The 16,656-nt window shown below is 70.2% G+C and carries 16 protein-coding genes; 8 read left to right on the top strand and 8 right to left on the bottom strand.

Annotated elements, in window-relative coordinates:
- Positions 1-100: 100 nt before the first annotated feature.
- Positions 101-1,165: a recombinase RecA gene (gene recA / locus FZN60_RS10290; RefSeq protein WP_158873401.1), complete on the bottom strand. Its 1,065-nt coding sequence runs from the start codon at positions 1,163-1,165 to the stop codon at positions 101-103.
- A 158-nt stretch (positions 1,166-1,323) separates the two neighbouring features.
- Between recA and FZN60_RS10285 the strand changes: the two genes are divergently transcribed.
- Together FZN60_RS10285 and FZN60_RS10280 are read left to right on the top strand one after the other, a co-directional pair.
- A complete protein-coding gene (locus FZN60_RS10285) occupies positions 1,324-2,301 on the top strand; it encodes a PfkB family carbohydrate kinase (RefSeq protein WP_158873400.1) in 978 nt (325 codons plus the stop codon).
- The gene (locus FZN60_RS10280; protein WP_158873399.1) at positions 2,298-3,221 is read left to right on the top strand and encodes a pseudouridine-5'-phosphate glycosidase; all 924 of its coding nucleotides are present in this window, start codon (positions 2,298-2,300) and stop codon (positions 3,219-3,221) included. Before FZN60_RS10285 ends, FZN60_RS10280 begins: the two co-directional genes overlap by 4 nt.
- A 13-nt stretch (positions 3,222-3,234) precedes the next feature.
- On the opposite strand, the gene cckA is transcribed toward FZN60_RS10280, so the two are convergent.
- A complete protein-coding gene (gene cckA, locus FZN60_RS10275) occupies positions 3,235-5,814 on the bottom strand; it encodes a cell cycle histidine kinase CckA (protein ID WP_158873398.1) in 2,580 nt (859 codons plus the stop codon).
- 256 nt (positions 5,815-6,070) lie between these two features.
- On the opposite strand from cckA, the gene FZN60_RS10270 reads away from it, so the two are divergent.
- Complete coding sequence (locus tag FZN60_RS10270; RefSeq protein ID WP_158873397.1) at positions 6,071-7,657, top strand: flagellar biosynthetic protein FliO; 1,587 nt, start codon at positions 6,071-6,073, stop codon at positions 7,655-7,657.
- A 118-nt stretch (positions 7,658-7,775) separates the two neighbouring features.
- Here FZN60_RS10270 and dksA read toward each other — a convergent pair whose 3' ends face one another.
- On the bottom strand, positions 7,776-8,192 hold the full coding sequence (dksA, locus tag FZN60_RS10265) for an RNA polymerase-binding protein DksA (protein WP_158873396.1): 417 nt from the start codon (positions 8,190-8,192) through the stop codon (positions 7,776-7,778).
- A 286-nt stretch (positions 8,193-8,478) separates the two neighbouring features.
- On the opposite strand from dksA, the gene FZN60_RS10260 reads away from it, so the two are divergent.
- The 4 genes from FZN60_RS10260 (at position 8,479) to FZN60_RS10245 (ending at position 12,273) form a co-directional block, all read left to right on the top strand.
- Positions 8,479-9,009, top strand: a complete 531-nt coding sequence (locus FZN60_RS10260) for a SixA phosphatase family protein (protein ID WP_158873395.1) — start codon at positions 8,479-8,481, stop codon at positions 9,007-9,009.
- A gap of 77 nt (positions 9,010-9,086) precedes the next feature.
- Complete coding sequence (locus FZN60_RS10255) at positions 9,087-10,532, top strand: YcjX family GTP-binding protein (RefSeq protein WP_158873394.1); 1,446 nt, start codon at positions 9,087-9,089, stop codon at positions 10,530-10,532.
- Positions 10,529-11,632: a YcjF family protein gene (locus FZN60_RS10250; RefSeq protein ID WP_158873393.1), complete on the top strand. Its 1,104-nt coding sequence runs from the start codon at positions 10,529-10,531 to the stop codon at positions 11,630-11,632. Before FZN60_RS10255 ends, FZN60_RS10250 begins: the two co-directional genes overlap by 4 nt.
- Positions 11,633-11,736: 104 nt before the next feature.
- The gene (locus tag FZN60_RS10245) at positions 11,737-12,273 is read left to right on the top strand and encodes a hypothetical protein (protein WP_158873392.1); all 537 of its coding nucleotides are present in this window, start codon (positions 11,737-11,739) and stop codon (positions 12,271-12,273) included.
- On the opposite strand, the gene folK is transcribed toward FZN60_RS10245, so the two are convergent.
- Together folK and folP are read right to left on the bottom strand one after the other, a co-directional pair.
- On the bottom strand, positions 12,274-12,789 hold the full coding sequence (folK, locus tag FZN60_RS10240; RefSeq protein WP_255475932.1) for a 2-amino-4-hydroxy-6-hydroxymethyldihydropteridine diphosphokinase: 516 nt from the start codon (positions 12,787-12,789) through the stop codon (positions 12,274-12,276).
- A complete protein-coding gene (gene folP, locus FZN60_RS10235; RefSeq protein ID WP_158873391.1) occupies positions 12,786-13,646 on the bottom strand; it encodes a dihydropteroate synthase in 861 nt (286 codons plus the stop codon). Before folP ends, folK begins: the two co-directional genes overlap by 4 nt.
- Positions 13,647-13,777: 131 nt before the next feature.
- On the opposite strand from folP, the gene FZN60_RS10230 reads away from it, so the two are divergent.
- Positions 13,778-14,389 (top strand): DUF922 domain-containing Zn-dependent protease, encoded by a 612-nt coding sequence (locus FZN60_RS10230; RefSeq protein ID WP_158873390.1) that lies wholly within the window; start codon positions 13,778-13,780, stop codon positions 14,387-14,389.
- A 47-nt stretch (positions 14,390-14,436) separates the two neighbouring features.
- Here FZN60_RS10230 and FZN60_RS10225 read toward each other — a convergent pair whose 3' ends face one another.
- From FZN60_RS10225 to FZN60_RS10215, 3 genes are all read right to left on the bottom strand, one after another.
- Positions 14,437-15,459, bottom strand: a complete 1,023-nt coding sequence (locus FZN60_RS10225; RefSeq protein ID WP_158873389.1) for an NAD(P)/FAD-dependent oxidoreductase — start codon at positions 15,457-15,459, stop codon at positions 14,437-14,439.
- 161 nt (positions 15,460-15,620) lie between these two features.
- A complete protein-coding gene (locus FZN60_RS10220) occupies positions 15,621-15,941 on the bottom strand; it encodes a 2Fe-2S iron-sulfur cluster-binding protein (protein WP_158873388.1) in 321 nt (106 codons plus the stop codon).
- A 74-nt stretch (positions 15,942-16,015) separates the two neighbouring features.
- A complete protein-coding gene (locus FZN60_RS10215) occupies positions 16,016-16,381 on the bottom strand; it encodes a hypothetical protein (RefSeq protein ID WP_158873387.1) in 366 nt (121 codons plus the stop codon).
- Positions 16,382-16,656: the final 275 nt, after the last annotated feature.

Genomic DNA, 16,656 nt, shown 5'->3' with positions numbered 1-16,656 from the left:
GGGCTGTCCACGGCGCAAAATGCAAGGGCCGGCGCGGACTTGTTTCCCGCGCCGGCCCTCGCTTCGGATCGTCGGCCGCGAAACGGCGGCCGGCTGGGTCTCACTCGTCGTCGGCGGACGGCCCCTCGTCGAGAAGCGCCTCGGCGATGAGGCCGGCATTGGCGCGGATCGCCGATTCGATCTCCTGCGCGATGGCCGGGTTCGAGCGCATGAACTGCTTGGCGTTCTCGCGGCCCTGCCCGAGGCGCTGCGAGTTGTAGGAGAACCAGGCGCCCGACTTCTCGACGATGCCGGCCTTGACGCCAAGGTCGATCAGCTCGCCGGTCTTGGACACGCCCTCGCCGTACATGATGTCGAACTCGACCTGCTTGAAGGGCGGTGCGAGCTTGTTCTTCACCACCTTCACGCGCGTCTGGTTGCCCGTGACCTCCTCGCGATCCTTGATCGCGCCGGTCCGGCGGATGTCGAGGCGGACGGAGGCGTAGAACTTCAGCGCGTTGCCGCCCGTCGTCGTTTCGGGCGAGCCGTACATGACGCCGATCTTCATGCGGATCTGGTTGATGAAGATCACCATGCACTTCGACTTCGAGATCGAAGCGGTGAGCTTGCGCAGAGCCTGGCTCATCAGGCGGGCCTGGAGGCCCGGCAGCGACTCGCCCATCTCTCCCTCGATTTCGGCACGCGGCGTGAGCGCGGCGACCGAGTCGATCACGAGAACGTCGATGGCGCCCGAGCGCACCAGCGTGTCGACGATCTCCAGCGCCTGCTCGCCGGTGTCCGGCTGCGAGATCAGGAGCTCGTCGAGATTGACGCCGAGCTTGCGGGCATAGACCGGATCGAGCGCGTGCTCGGCGTCCACGAAGGCGCAGACGCCGCCGGACTTCTGCGCCTCGGCGACGGTGTGAAGCGCCAGCGTCGTCTTGCCCGAGCTTTCCGGGCCGTAGATCTCGACGATGCGGCCCTTGGGCAGGCCGCCGACGCCGAGAGCGATGTCGAGCCCGAGCGAGCCGGTCGACACCGTCTCGATGTCGAGCTTCTCCGCCTGACCCAGGCGCATGATCGAGCCCTTGCCGAAGGCCCGCTCGATCTGCGAAAGCGCCGCGTCGAGCGCCTTGTTCTTGTCCACTGACGTTTCCTCGACGTGACGAACTGCTGCCAAAGCCATGAGCGTCGCCTTATTCCATGCGGAGCGGGAAGGTGCAAACTGTGCCGTGCGAAATGATGTACTCTTTTTGTTCCCGTTCTGCAAGGCCGCGCCCACTGTTTGTTCACGCTCGCAGGCGCGATTCGGCCGCTCTCCGCGATCCCGCAAAAGGTTAAAACATGCTTAAGATTGCGGAGGCCGGGCGCGGCAGGATCCTGTTCGCCGGTGGCGCGCATATCGACCGGCGCGCCCGGGCCGGAGCGCCCTATCGCGCCGGCGCATCGAATCCGGGCTCCCTGTTCCAAACGGCCGGCGGGGCATCGCTGAACGCCGCGACCGCGTGGCGCGCGCTCAGTGGAGCGGCGACGCTGTGGTCGGCGCGCGGCGGAGACGCGGACGCGGCGCAGGTCGAGGCGGCGGTCGAGTCGGCCGGGGTGCAGGATCTGTCCGTCGCCTGGCTCGACCGGCCGACCGCGAGCTACACGGCGATCCTCGACGACCGCGGCGACCTCGTGGCGGGCGTCGCGGACATGGCGATCTATGATCGGCTGCAGCCTCGCCTCCTGTCGCGCTCGCACCTGCGGCCGGCGATCGGGAACTGCGACGCGGCGCTCATCGACACCAACCTGCCGGAGGTGACCCTGGCGCGTCTCGCCGACATGTTCGCGCCGGGACGGCCCGTTGGGGCGATCGGGGTGTCGCCGGCCAAGGTGGTGCGCCTGCGCCCGGTCCTGCCGCGGATCGACGCGCTCTTCCTGTCGCGCGCGGAAGCGGCGAGCCTCGCCCACGCGACGCCGTCGACGCGCTTCGACCTCCTCGTCGAGCTCCTCGACGAGGCCGGGATCCGGCGCGCGGTGGTCACGGACGGCGCCGGGCCCGCCTTGATCCTGTCGGCGAACGGGCTGTTCCTCCAGACGCCGCTCGCCGTTCAACCGCGCGACGTGACGGGCGCCGGCGACACGCTCGCCGCGACGGCCTTCGGGCTCTTCGCCGCAGGGCTGGACTTCACCGAGGCGGTGCGCTTCGGCATGGCAGCGGCGACCATCCGCATCCGCGACGGCGCCCTGCCCGAGCCGGACGCCTTCCCGGACATGATCGAGACACTGGCGGCCGAGATGCCGCCGCTGGAGCCCATCGGCGAAAGGACCACGCCATGAACGACCTGATCACCCTCTCCGCCGAGGTGGCCGACGCGCTGGCGGCCAAGCGGCCCGTTGTCGCGCTGGAATCGACGATCATCACCCACGGCATGCCCTGGCCGCGCAACCTGGAGATGGCCCGCCGGGTGGAAGGCGTCATCCGCGACAACGGCGCCGTGCCCGCGACGATCGCCGTCATCGACGGCCGCATCCATGCCGGCCTCGACGACGCGACGCTCGAGACGCTGGCGCAGACGAGCGACGCCTTGAAGCTCAGCCGAGCCGACCTCGCCTATGCCGTCCATGCCGGCCGCACGGGCGCGACCACCGTTGCCGCGACGATGATCGGCGCGCGCCTCGCCGGCGTCGACGTCTTCGCCACGGGCGGCATCGGCGGCGTCCATCGCGGCGCCTCGGAAAGCTTCGACATCTCGGCCGACCTCGAAGAGCTCTCGAAGACCGATACGATCGTCGTTTGCGCCGGCGCGAAGGCGATCCTCGATCTTGAGAAAACGCTGGAAGTCCTTGAAACGAAGGGCGTTCCCGTGATCGGCTACGGCACCGACGAGCTTCCGGCCTTCTGGTCGCGGACGTCTGGGCTCGCGGCGCCGCTCCGCTTCGACAGCGCGGCGGAGATCGCCGGCTTTGCCGGCACGCGCCGGCGGCTCGGGCTTGCGGGCGGCGTCCTCGTCGCCAATCCGGTTCCGGAAGCGGCGGCGATCGACGCGGCCGTCGTGAAGACCTGGATCGACGCTGCACTCGCCGAAGCTGAGGCGCGCGGCATCAAGGGAAAGGCGGTGACGCCCTTCCTTCTGTCCAAGATGTTCGACCTGAGCGAAGGGCGCTCGCTGGAAACCAACATCGCCCTCGTGCTCAACAATGCCGAGCTCGCGGCGAAGATCGCCGTGGCGCTCGCGAGGGAGCGCGGCGCGGCCTGAGCCGCGTCCGCTCTCAGCTCGTCAGCGCCCCCTTCACCGCCACCGCGAGCTCGCGCAGGGTGAAGGGCTTGGCGAGGAAGTCGAAGGTCTCGTCCTCCGCGAGATTTCGGGAGAAGGCGTCCTCGGCATAGCCGGACACGAAGATGAACTTCAGCTGCGGATGCTCGCGGCGCATCTCCTTGAGCAGCGTCGGCCCGTCCATCTCCGGCATCATCACGTCGGACACGACGAGGTCGACCTTGCCGCCGAGCGAGCGCATGATCTCCAGCGCCTCAGTGCCCGAAGCCGCCTCGTGGACGTCGTAGCCGCGCATCTTCAAGGCGCGCACGTTGCCGGCCCGGACGTGATCCTCGTCCTCGACGAGGAGGATCGTCTCGGTGCCCGACAGGTCGAGCTTGGCCGCCGCGACGCCCGCAGCGCCAGCGGACATGGTCGTCGCGGCCTGCCCCTCGCCCTTCGCGATCCCTCCGCCGGCCTGCTGAGACGCGGCAGGCAGCGCGGCGGGCACGTGCCGCGGCAGGAAGATGCGGAACACCGTGCCGTCGCCGAGCTTGGAATCGACGAAGATGAAGCCGCCGGACTGCTTGACGATGCCGTCCACCATCGAGAGGCCGAGCCCCGTGCCCTTGCCGATCTCCTTCGTCGTGAAGAAGGGCTCGAAGATCCGCTCGGCCACCTCCGGCGCCATGCCGGTTCCGGTGTCGGCCACTTCGACCAGCACGTAGTCGTCGTCGGACAGCTCGGGATAGCCGAAGCCGCGGACCTCCTTCGCCTCGACGTTGCGCGTCGAGATGGTGATCGTGCCGCCCTCGGGCATGGCGTCGCGGGCGTTGCCGACGAGGTTGGTGACCACCTGCTCGAACTGGCCGATGTCCGCCATGACCGGCCAAAGGTCGCGGGCGTGTCGGCGCTCCAGCTTCACGAAGTCGCCCGAGACGCGCTTCAGGAGAAGATGCATGTCGGCGATGACGTCGGTGAGGTTCAGCATCTTCGGCCGCATGGTCTGGCGGCGCGAATAAGCCAGGAGCTGGCGCACCAGAGAGGCGGCGCGGTTGGCACTCTGCTTGATCAGGATCAGGTCGCCGTAGGACGGGTCGCCCTGGCGGTGGTTGAGCAGCAGGAAGTCGACCGAAGCGGTGATGATGGTCAGCACGTTGTTGAAGTCGTGCGCGATGCCCCCGGCGAGGTTGCCGACCGCCTGCATCTTCTGGCTCTTGGCGAACTGCTCCTCCAGCGCCCGCTGCTCGGTGATGTCGATGCCGTAGAGATAGGCGGCCTCGGCGTCGGCGCCGCTGCGCTCGGGCAGGCTCGACAGGTAGAGGCGCACCGTGCGGGCCGGCTCGCCCGGAATGTCGACGGTGATGGTGGGAATGTCGCCCTTGCCGCGGACGGCGTCCTTCAGCGCTGCGGTCAAGGCCTCCTTCATCTCGGAGGAGACGCTGTCCACGACCGGCGCGAGCCCGCCGGCGCAGTCCTTGCCGAAGAGGCGCGAGAACGCGGCGTTGGAGCGCAGCGTGCGGCCGTTCGCGTCGAGCGCGGCGATGGCCATGGGCGAGGCGTTGAAGAAGCGGTGAAAGCGCGCGAGCGCGGTCTCCGCCGCGTCACCCGATTCGGCGCCCTGCCCCTCGGCGCCGCGGCGGATCACGATGGCGCGCCAGGCACCGGGCGCCGCCGACAGGCCGGTCGCGGCGCTGCGGATGAGCCGGACCGGCACGACCTGTCCGTCGGCGCGCAGAAGGTCGACGTCGACGACCGGCGGCTGCGTCGCGGGATCGAAGCCGGCGTCGAGCAGCGGACGCGACTCGTCCGACACGAGATCAAGGATCGACTGCTTGCCGGCGCGGAAGTCGCCGAGCTCGATGCCGAGCCAGTCGGCCAGCGTCGCGTTGACGTAGGCGAGCGTCAGCCGCTCGTCGGTGGCGATGAAGCCGGCCGGTGCGTGGTCGAGATAGTCGATGGCGTGCTGAAGTTCCTGGAAGGACAGCTCCTGCTGCTCGCGGTCGGCGGTGACGTCCGCGATCTGCCAGGCCTGCATGCCCTGCGAGGCCGCGCCGAGCGGCCGCACCCAGACGCGGTAGTAGCGCGCACCCTTGTCGTTGGCGGCGAGGCCCCGCGACAGGCGGAATTCCTCGGACCCCGTGCCGTTGCCGCGGGCGAGGTTGGCGAGACGGTAGATCGGCTCGCTCGCGTCCGGCTCGCGAGACAGGATGCGCTCCAGCGAGCGGACGTCGGCCGGCGAGGCCGAGCCGGTCAGATCGCCATAGGCCTGGTTGGCGTAGATCACGCGGCCCTTGCGGTCGACGATGATGAGGCCGGTGCTGGCGGTGTCGAGGAACTCGCGCGCGATGGAGCCGTCGGCGGCCCGCTCGGCGAACTGCACGAAGCCGAGAGACCACAGAAAGATCGCCGCGATGCCGACGCAGGCCAGCACCGCGAAGATCGCGAACACCGCGAGGGCTCCGAAGGCATGGCCGAAGACCGACACGCTGCCGGCCAGCACCATCAGGAGGCCGCCCAGGAGCAAAAGGCGCCGCACGCCCACGGCGGAAGCGCTTCGATCGACCAGGGGCTTGTCGCGATCCGTTACCGCCATCGTGGAACCGTCCCTTGAAGAACCGGCTGCCCGGCGTTTGGAATCTGCATCAGCCGGGACACAAGACGAGGGGGCGGCGCCGGACGGCGCGGAAGATGCTGGCGCATCGATGCGAAATTGAAGCGTCATGCCATGTCTGCTCGATGGAACCGCCGAACCTATGCCAGCTTGACTTGCGCGTGGCTATCGGCAGACCGATAGCTTTGAAAACGGGGACATACGGAGGTCGCGCGACCTTCGATTCGGAGCAACGTACATGCCACAGTGGCTGGTCGACATTCTGGGAGAGGATCTGGCGCCGATCGGACGCGTCGCGCTGGCGGCACTCGTGGTCATTCTTCTCGCGATGCTGATGATCTGGCTCGCGAAAAAAGCCTTCGGCGGCATGACGCTCGGCGCGCGCGGGCGCCAGGCCCCGCGCCTCGCCGTCGCCGACATCCTCGCCGTGGACGACAAGCGGCGGCTGATCCTCGTTCGCCGCGACGAAACCGAGCATCTCGTGCTCGTGGGCGGCGCGAACGATCTCCTGCTGGAGTCCGGCATCCGCCAGAACGAGGCCGTTCTCGCGCCGCGCCGCGAGCCGAGCCTGGCGCCCCGCCCCTTCGCCACGGACCACTACGTCGAGGACCGCGACGAGGAAGAGGACGAGCCGCCGGCGCCGCGCGGCGCACCCGAGCGCTTCATTCCGCCTCCGCCGCCTCCCCCGCCGGTGCGGGTGGAAAGCGACCGGCGCGAGCCGATCAGCGCCTCGCTCGCCGAGGCCCTCGCCGCCGCAGCGGGCGAGAGCGACCGCCAGCCTGCCCGCCGCGTCGCCGACGAGGACGACGATGCCGCCAAGACCCGGCGCGAGCTGGAGGCGGCCCTGGTGGCTGCCCGTGCCTCCATGCCGGACCTGTCCGCTCCCTCGCGCGCGCCGTCGAACGTTCCCCCCGTCCCGGCGCCGTCCCCCGCCGAGCGGAGCCTCGCGGAGAACGACGGGGGCGCCGTGCCGGACGAGCCGACCGAGCCCGCCCGTCGGCCGCTCTCGGTCCGCAGCTTCGCGACCGCCATCCAGAACCGCAGGCCGGGCGCTCCGCACCCTGCGACAGCGTCCGCCCCCGAGCCGGCTCCCGCCGCTCCGATGGCGCCCCCGGCAGCGAGCCAGGCTCCTGGCCTTCGCTCGCCTCCGTCGCAGGCAACGCCCGTGGCGCCGACCATCCCGGCACCGCGCCCGGCCGCGGCAGCGCCGCAGCCGGCGGCCACGCCGTCGCTTCCGCCCGCGCCCTCCCTGCCTCAACCGGCGCCGGCCTCCACGCCGGCGCCGGCCGGCCTGCAGCTCCGCCCGCCCGTTTTCGCCCCGCCGCAGCGGGCACCGAGCCCTGCCGCTCCGATGCAGCCCTTGTCGGAGATCGTTCCGCCGCAGCGCGCAGAGCCTCAGCCGGTGGCTCCCCCGGCCCAGGCTCCGCTTGCCCCGCCGGTGACGGTACCGACCTTCTCGGCGCCGCAACCGGCGCCTGTGGCACCGTCCGCCCCGCGCCCGCAAGCGCCGGCCGCCGTCGTCCTGCCGCCGGTCGGCGAGGCGTCCAGGCCCGAGCGAAAGGAACCGACGATCGAGGACTTCCTGGCCGCGGAGCTCGATCAGGACTTCCGCGATCCCGGCGAGCCGGCGCGATCGGCGCCGGTCGCGGCCCCCGAGGTGCGCTCGCCCGTGGAGACGGAGCGTTCCGTGCCCGAGCCGAGGCAGGCCCGCCCGGAACCGGCCGAGGAAACGCCCGCGGCGGCGCGCAAGCTGACGCTCGAGGAAGAGATGGAGCGCCTTCTCGGCGACTTCAGCGCCTCGACCTCCTTCACGACGCGGCGCTGATCCAAGACCGTCGCCGAAACGGGAAAGGGCCGGCCCCTCGCGGGTGCCGGCCCTTTCTCATGCGTTCAGCAGCGGTCACCAGGCGCGAAGCGATCCGAAGGATGCTCCGCCGTCGGCCCTATTCGTCGCGATAAACCTTCTCGCGCCGCTCGTGGCGCTCCTGGGCCTCGAGCGACAAGGTCGCGATGGGCCGCGCATCGAGACGCTTGAGGCTGATCGGCTCGCCGGTTTCCTCGCAATAGCCGTAGGAGCCGTCCTCGATCCGCTCCAGCGCGGCGTCGATCTTGGAGATCAGCTTGCGCTGGCGATCGCGAGCGCGAAGCTCGATCGCCCGATCCGTTTCCGAGGAAGCCCGATCGGCGAGATCGGCGAGGTTCGAGTTGTCGTTGGCCAGCGTATCGAGCGTTTCCCGTGCTTCGCGCAGGATCTCGCCCTTCCACGTCAACAGCTTGCGCCGGAAGTATTCCTTCTGGCGGTCGTTCATGAACGGTCCGTCCTCGGAGAGAACCGACCCTGAATTCAGTGTCTCGCTCATGACGCATCCCCATTCGCCCCAAGCGCGGCTTATAGCGATCGATTCGTTATCGAACAAGCACATAGCAGTCTCGCCCGGGAACACTGACCAAACCTATAAGATCATGTTTTCGTTCATCTTCCGTGACCGGGCGGAAAGCGAACCCTTCCCGGGGCTGGAGGTGCTGCCAGCCGCAGCTTCCTGAGCCGATTCGCTATGGCACCCGAAGCAAGCCTCGAAACCGCTACGGAAGGCGCGCGCGAGCAAGCAATTGCATCCCCGCCGATTTTCGGACTACTGACGATGCATGCCCAGCGCATTGCTCAGCCGCCTGTTTATTCTTCGCCACGCGCATTCGTCCTGGGCCCTTCCGGGTCAGCGCGATCATCAGCGCCCGCTCGACGAACGCGGACGCCTCGACGCGCGCCGCATCGGCGACGAGATGACGCGTCTCGGCTTCTCGATCGAACGGATCGTCTGTTCCAGCGCCGTTCGCGCGCAGGAGACCCTTGCCGGCATCCGCCACGCCCTGTCTCCCGACGTGCGCGAGGAAACCTCGGACGACCTCTACGCCCTCGGCCCCGACGCCTATCTCGATGCCGCGCGGCGCCAGGAAGGCGCCGCTTCGCTGCTTCTCATCGGCCACAACCCGATGGTGGAGGAGTTCGCGGCCTCCATGGCGGCCGAGGGCGATCCGGCCGCGCTGGCCGTTCTGCGGTCCGGCTTTCCGACGGCGGGGCTCGCGGTCATCGAGCTTCCCGGCCCCTTGTCGGAGGCGGCGCCGGGGCGCGGCCGGCTCGCCGCGCTGATCCATCCGAAGGGTCTCGCCGGCGCCTGACCCACCTCCCGCGTTGCGCGCGGGCGCACCGTCCTTATATGGCGGGCGGGCATCAACCGGGGGCCGCCGCCGCGTCCATGACATCGATCGCAGACGAGGCGCGGATCGCGCTCGACAACATCGCCGACCGCGCCGGCAACCTTCTTCACCCGACCCTTCGCCTGGGCGTCGCGGGCCTCTCGCGCGCCGGCAAGACGGTGTTCATCACCGCGCTCGTCCACAACCTCCTGCATGGCGGGCGCTTGCCGCTCTTCTCGGCCGCGGCCTCGGGGCGCATCGCGCGGACCTATCTAGAGGAGCAGCCGGACGACGCCGTGCCGCGCTTCGCCTACGAGAGCCACATCCGCACCGTGCTCGACGAGCGGCTCTGGCCGCAGTCGACGCGGGCGATCTCCGAACTGCGGCTGACGATCGAATACGAATCGGCGAGCCTCTTCTCGCGCATGCTGTCGCGCGGCCGGCTCTCGCTCGACATCGTCGACTATCCCGGCGAATGGCTCCTCGACCTGCCGCTCCTCGACAAGGACTACGCAACCTTCTCGGCCGAGGCGATCGAGCGCGCCCGGCTGCCCTCGCGCGCGGCGATGGCCGGCCCCTTCCTCGCGGCGCTCGACGCGGCGACGCTCGACGCGCCGAGCGACGAGACCACCGCGGTCCAGCTGTCGCAGTCGTTCGCGGCCTATCTGCGCGCCTGCCGCAACGACCGCACGGCGCTCTCGACCCTACCGCCGGGGCGCCTGCTGATGCCGGGCGACCTCGAAGGCTCGCCGGCGCTGACCTTCGCACCCCTTCCCGTCGACCCCGGCCGCTCCTATCCGCGCGGCTCGCTCGCCGCCGTTTTCGCGCGCCGCTACGACGCCTATCGCAACGTCGTCGTGAAGCCCTTCTTCCGCGACCACTTCGCCCGGCTCGACCGGCAGATCCTCCTCGTCGACGCGCTGCAGGCGATCAATGCGGGGCCGGAGGCGGTGAAGGACCTCGAAACGGCGCTCACCGACATCCTCGCCTGCTTCCGGCCGGGCGCCTCGTCCTGGCTGGGCTCCCTGCTCACCCGCCGCATCGACCGTATCCTCGTCGCCGCGACCAAGGCCGACCACCTCCATCGCGAGAGCCACCGCCGACTGGAGGCGATCGTGCGCCGGCTCGTCGACGACGCCATGGCCCGCGCCCGCTTCAAGGGCGCGAACATCGATGTCATCGCCATGGCGGCGATCCGCGCGACGCGCGAGGGCACCGTGAACGATCCCGCCGGCCCGCTGCCGGTGATCATCGGCACGCCCATGGAGGGCGAGGAGATCGGCCGCGACCGCTTCGACGGCTTGCGCGAGACCGCGGTCTTCCCCGGCGACCTGCCCGCCGATCCCGGTCGGCTGTTCGATGCCAAGCGCCCGCGCGAGCCGATCCGCTTCGTGCGCTTCCGTCCGCCCCGGCTGGAGCGCAACGCCGAAGGTCTGACCCTCTCCCTTCCGCACATCCGGCTGGATCGCGCCCTGGAATTTCTCGTCGGAGACCGGCTGGCATGAGCGACGCCGATCCGCCCCGCCGCGCCCCCGGCGCCTTCGCGGTTCCCGGCGCGCAACCGCCGCCGCCCTTAGCCGCGCCGCCCCCTGTGCCCGTCGCGCGTGAGCCCCGCGCCTTCGACGACCGCGCGAGCGTCACGATCGAGCCCGACGACGCGATCGAGCAGGAGGCGCTGGTCGATCTCGACGTCGGGCCCGCAAGCCCCCGCCGGCGCCGCGGCTTCTCCTTCGGCGCGCTCTTCGTCGGCGGCTTCGGCCTTCTCGTCTCGCTGGCGATCGGGCTCGCGGTCGACCAGCTCGTACGCGACCTCTTCGCCCGCAACGAATGGCTCGGCTGGGCCGCTCTCGGCGTCGCCGGCGCGGCGCTCGTCGGCGCCCTGGGGCTCGCCGGCCGCGAGGTCGCGGCCTTGATGCGGCTGTCCGCCGTCGATGCCGAACGCCGCGCCACCCTTGCCGCCTACAGCGCCAACGATCCGCACGGCGCGGACACCGCGATCGCGCGCCTCGTCTCGCTCCTGGCAAACAAGCCGGAAACGGCGGCCGGGCGGCGGCGCATGGCGGAGCTGAAGGACGAGGTGATCGACGGCGCGGACCGCATCGCCCTCGCCGAGCGCGAGATCCTCGGTCCCCTCGACATCAAGGCGCGCGCGCTCGTTCTCGCCTCCGCCAAGCGCGTCTCGGTGGTGACCGCCGTCAGCCCGAAGGCGCTCGTCGACGTGTCCTTCGTGCTCTTCGAGACGGTGCGGCTCGTTCGACGCATGTCGGAGCTCTACGGCGCTCGGCCGGGCACGATCGGCCTCGTCCGGCTGACGCGCGACGTGTTCGCCCACCTCGCCGTCACCGGCTCGATCGCCATCGGCGATGGCGTCGTCGGGCAGGTGATCGGCCACGGCCTCGCGCAGCGCTTGTCGGCGCGGCTCGGCGAAGGCGTCGTCAACGGCCTTCTGACGGCCCGCGTCGGCCTCGCCGCCATGGACCTGTGCCGCCCGATGCCCTTCATGCGCGTCCGGCGTCCCTCGATCGGGGACTTCGCCGGCGACCTCGCGCGGCTCGACGACGTCGCGCGGGCGACGCGGCAGGCCGAGCGCAAAGGGCCTGCCTGATTGCGGGAACAAGGGGATAGGGTACCGGCACGGATGCCGGCAAGCCTCCGTTAACCAAACCGATGCAATAAGGGAGCCGCCCACCCCACCGGAAGGTTCCGCCCATGCTTCGAGCTGCAGCCGCCGCCGTCCTCCTGTCCGCCGGCGCCTGTCTCGGGCTCGCCGCGCCCGCTGCCGCCGAAGGCGACGAGGCCTTCTTCCGCCAGGTGGCGGGCCAGTGGTCCGGCCCCGGAGAGATCGTCGCCGGCAAGTACAAGGGCACGAAGTTCGTCTGCACCTTCGACGGCCTGCCACACAACGGCAAGATCGGCGTCGCGCTCGACGGTTCGTGCCGTGTCGGCGTCTTCGCCCAGAAGATGCGCGCCGAGCTGACCCGCAGCGGCAAGTCCTATACCGGCCGCTTCCAGGACGGCGCGTCCGGCAACGGCCTCGATATCGTTTCGGGCGACGTGGCGGGCGACAAGATCGTGGTCGGCCTCGACCGCAAGCAGCTCAAGGGCGCGATGGTGGCCCGGCTCGCCGAATCCGACAAGCTGGCGATCACCGTGTCCGTGCGCGTTGCCGGCGAGCTGGTGCCGGTGCTCGGTATGAACCTCGACCGCGTCGCCGGCTCCACCAAGCAGACCGCCCTGGAGCAGTAGTCAGCCGGCCCGCCACCATTGGCCGTCCGCGCTCGCCGGCTCGATGCCGGCGGCGTCGAGCGCGACGGCGATCTCGGCGGCCCGGTGTCCTTCGAGGACGAGATCGGGCGCGATCTCCGCCAGCGGCACCATCACGAAGGCGCGCTGCGTCATGCGCGGATGCGGCAGGTCGAGCCCCTCCTCCGCGACCGTCCGGCTGCCGTAGTCGAGAACGTCGAGATCGATCGTCCGAGGTCCCCAGCGCAGCGTCCGCTCCCGCTTGAGGCTCCGCTCGGTGTCGAGGCAGAGATCGAGCAGCGCGCGTGCCGAGAGCGTGGTGTCGACGGCAGCGCAGGCGTTCACGAACCAGGGCTGATCGGTGTTCCCCCAGGGCGGCGTCCGGAACAGCCGCGACACCGCGGCGACGTCGATATCGGGGCGGGCGTCGATCGCGCGAAGGGCCGCCGCCATGTTCGCGACGGGATCGCCGATGTTGCCGCCGAGGCCGAGATAGGCCCTCACCCGCGCATCGCTCACCAGACCTGCCCCTTCACCGCCGCCCGCATCGCGTCGGCGATCGCCAGCGCGTCGCGGTTGGCAGACACGTTGTGGACGCGGAAGATGTCGGCGCCGCGCTCGCGCAGGAGCACGCTCGTCGCCGCCGTCGCGACGTCCGGCTCGGGATCGCTCCGGCCGGTCGCCCCGCGCACGAAGCGCTTGCGCGAGGTGCCGACGAGAAGCGGATGGCCCAGCGCCTTCAGCTCGCCGAAGCGGTGCATCAGGATCATGTTCTGCGGCCCGTCCTTGGCGAAGCCGAAGCCCGGATCGAGCACGATCGCCTCGCGCCGGATGCCGGCCGTCTCGGCGATGCGCAGCGACTCGCGCAGAAAAAGGAACTGGTCCTCGATCACGTCCGGCAGCGCTTCGCGCTCGCGGCCCGTATGCATGAGGCAGATTCCGGCGCCGGTCTCCGCCGCGACGCGGGCGATGCCCGGGTCCTTCTGCGCCCCGAAGACATCGTTGACGATGTGGGCTCCGGCCGCGACCGCGAGCCGCGCCGTTTCCGCCCGGTAGGTGTCGATCGACAGGACGAGCCCCGGCCGCCCGGCCAGCGCCTCGATCACCGGCAGGACGCGGCGCTGCTCCTCGATCGGCTCCACCGGCGTCGCGCCGGGCCGGGTCGACTCGCCGCCGATGTCGACGATCGCCGCGCCGGCGGCCGCCATGGCGAGCGCCGCGGTCGCCGCGGCGTCGACGTCGGCGTAGCGCCCGCCGTCGGAGAAGCTGTCGGGCGTGACGTTGAGGATGCCCATGATCGCGGCCGTCTCGCCGAGCGGCACGCTCGCGCCGTGGCCGACCGCCCAGGCACCGTTCGACGGGTCCCGAATCGCCATGGCGCGCCTCCTCTCGCCCTGTTCACATGCCGTTTAGGGCGCCGTGAGCTTCCCGCGCAACCTCTTGTTTTCGCGCGACGATAGGATAGCCTCGACCCGGCCCGATCAAGGGCTTGCGGGGACGGAACACGATGCGCGCGGCGGCATGGCTCTTGGCTGGTCTTGTGACGACCCTCGGCACGGGCGTCGTCGCTCACGCCGCCTCCATCAAGGAGCGCACCAGCTACTTCGCGGTTCGCGGCTCGACGCTGGAGGAACTCGACGCGGACCTCCAGCGCGCCGGCCCGCTGGTCGCCGCGACCGGCGCCCGCCATCCCGGCGCGACGGAGGTGCGCTTCGACGGCAGCGTCAGCTATCGCGAGACCTCCTCGACCTGCCGCGTCGGCAAGACGGACCTGCGCCTCGATCTCAACATGATGCTGCCGCGCTGGAAGGCGCCGCGCCGCGTCGACGCCGAAACCAGGCTCGTCTGGAAGACGCTCGAGGACGACATTCGCCGCCACGAGAAGCAGCACTCGGCCATCGCCAAGACCTGGCTGAAGAAGATGGAGAGCGCGATCCGCAACCTGCGACCGGAGCGCGACTGTTCCGCGATGGAAGCCCGGGTCAACCAGGTGACGAAGCGCTATCTCGCCGCCCACGAGCGGGCGCAGCTGGAGTTCGACGCGAAGGAAGGCCGCGAGGTCAACCGCCGCCTCCAGCGCGCCCTCGTGCGCAACCTGGAAGCCATGGCCGCCCGCTGAAGCGCGAGGCGGCTGCGGGCGGGCCCTGACCCGCCCGAGAGCCGGCGTCAGGCGACGCCGAGCTTCTTTTGAAGGTTGGTCGAGGAGGTCGTGTACTGGAACACGACGCGGTCGTCGGGGTGGACGATCTTCTTGGCGGCCTGCGTCATCAGCGCCGCCTCGTGGAAGCCGGAGAGAATCAGCTTCAGCTTGCCCGGATACCAGTTGATGTCCCCGATGGCGAAGATGCCGGGCTCGGAGGTCTCGAACTTCGCCGTGTCCACGGGAATGAGGTTCTCGTGGAGGTTCAGGCCCCAGTCGGCGATCGGCCCGAGCTTCATGGTCAGGCCGAAGAAGGGCAGCAGCCGGTCGGCCTTCAGCTCGACGTCGCCGTCGTTGCCCTTGATGAGAACGCCTTCCATCTGCCCGTCGCGGCCGACGATTCCGGAGACCTGGCCCATGGTGAAGCCGACCTTGCCGGCCTCGCGCAGCGCCATCATCTTCGACACGCTGTCGGGCGCGGCGCGGAACTGGTCGCGGCGGTGGACGAGCGTCAGGCTCTTGGCGATCGGCTGCAGGTTCAGCGTCCAGTCCAGCGCCGAGTCGCCGCCGCCGACGATCACGACGTCACGGTCGCGGAAGTCGTCCATGCGGCGCACGGAGTAGAAGACGCTCTTGTTCTCGAAGGCCTCGATGCCCGGCACCGGCGGGCGCTTGGGCTGGAAGGAGCCGCCGCCCGCCGCGATCACGACGACCTTGCACTCGATCTCCTCGCCCTCGTCGGTCGTGACGACGAAGCCGCCCTCGTGCAGGCGGTCGAGCTTCTGGACCATCCGGTTGAAGTGGAAGGTCGGGCTGAACGGCTCGATCTGCTCCATCAGCCGGTCGGTCAGGCCTTGGCCCGTGATCACCGGCCAGGCGGGAATGTCGTAGATCGGCTTCTCGGGGTAGAGCTCCGCGCACTGGCCGCCCGGCCGGTCGAGGATGTCGATCAGGTGGCACTTGAGGTCGTAGAGGCCGAGTTCGAATACGGCGAACAGGCCGACCGGCCCGGCGCCGACGATCACGACGTCGGTCTTGGTGCGTTCCATCGTCTCTCAAGCTCCGAGAAGAAGGCGGGCCGGCGACACATCGGCCGGCGCGAAAGGATCTGGCGTGCAGGCATGGCCCGAGACACGCGCCGATGCCAGGATTCGGCGTTCAATCTCCGGCTCGCCCGCGGATGTTTTTTGCGCGCGAACGCGCCGCGGCCTCAGGCCTGCCGCTCGGGAACGCTGAGGACGAGGCCGTCCAGCTTGTCCGAGATGCGGATCTGGCAGGACAGGCGGGAGTTCGGCCGGACGTCGAAGGCGAAGTCCAGCATGTCCTCCTCCATCGGCTCCGGATCGCCGACGATCTCGCGCCACGCCTCGTCGACGTAGACGTGGCAGGTCGCGCAGGCGCAGGCCCCGCCGCATTCGGCGTCGATGCCCGGCACGTCGTTGCGGATGGCGTTCTCCATCGCGGTCGAGCCGTTGGGCGCGTCGATGTCGAAGCGGGTCCCGTCGAAGGCGATGAAGGTCAGTTTCGTCATGAATCGGGCCTGTCGGGGTCGGCCGACCCCACGTCGGCCAAGTCCTGATGGGTTATGGTGCGCCGCCAGCCGCGTCAACCGCGGCCGGCGTCGCACGGGGACGCGCGCAGAGCGCTCGCCAGCGCCGCCGCCTCGCCGAGGAGCCGGGCCACTGCCGCCGCACCGTCGGCGGACGGGTCTCCACCCGCGACCTCGCGCGCCGCGGCCTCCAGTCGCCGGGCGCCGAGATTGGCGGCCGCTCCCGCGAGGCGGTGGCCGAGCGCGGCGCGTCCCTCCGCGCCGGCCCGATCGAGGTCGCCCGGCAGCGCCTCGACCTGCGCCAGCAGCATGAGTAGAAGCTCGGCCGCCAGCGCCTCGTTGCCCATCGTCTGGGCGCGCAGATGGTTTTGGTCGATCAGGAGCGCGAGCTGCGGGTCGGCATGGCGCGTCTGGTCCGGCATCGTAGTCAAACCCGTTGGAATACGCGTTCATCGCTCGGGATGGTTACCCGCGGCGCTCGCCGTTTGTCAGCTTTTTCGCCGGCTCCTTGTCCGGCACGTTAACCTTCTGTTTAAACTTGTAAGGATTCGAGGCTTTAGCGGTTTCCTTCGAGGCCTTCCAAAACTACGGTATTGACGCGGGGATTGTCTCGTCGCGCCTTCGTTCGGAGGCGTGACGTGGGTCGCCATGGCGCACCGGGTCGACGGGGAACCGGCAGGCTGCCCTGGCGTCTATG

This window comes from Antarcticirhabdus aurantiaca, from assembly GCF_009765365.1.
Classification (GTDB): domain Bacteria; phylum Pseudomonadota; class Alphaproteobacteria; order Rhizobiales; family Rhizobiaceae; genus Antarcticirhabdus; species Antarcticirhabdus aurantiaca.
Note: the sequence above shows the minus strand (reverse complement) of the source record. Positions and strands in the feature narration are given on the sequence as shown.